Genomic DNA, 271 nt, shown 5'->3' with positions numbered 1-271 from the left:
AGGCACCGGCAACGACTGGATCGAGGTCGCCTTCCGCACCGCCCGCAACGCCGACCCGTCAGTCAAACTCTGCTACAACGACTACAACATCGAAAACTGGTCCTACGCCAAGACACAGGGCGTCTACCGCATGATCCAGGACTTCAAGTCCCGCGGCGTCCCCATCGACTGCGTCGGCCTGCAAACCCACTTCACCGGCGGCAGCTCCCTGCCCAGCAACTTCCAGACCACCCTCTCCAGCTTCGCCGCCCTGGGCGTCGACGTCGCCCTC

General features: G+C 64.2%; 1 protein-coding gene. It reads left to right on the top strand.

All coding sequences use genetic code 11. From position 1 onward, the window contains the following. Positions 1–271: endo-1,4-beta-xylanase (locus ODJ79_RS46915; RefSeq protein WP_263030224.1), on the top strand; the 271-nt coding region annotated here is incomplete at both ends.

Origin of the sequence: Actinoplanes sp. KI2 (assembly GCF_025630775.1) — a bacterium.
GTDB lineage: Bacteria > Actinomycetota > Actinomycetes > Mycobacteriales > Micromonosporaceae > Actinoplanes.
Note: the sequence above shows the minus strand (reverse complement) of the source record. Positions and strands in the feature narration are given on the sequence as shown.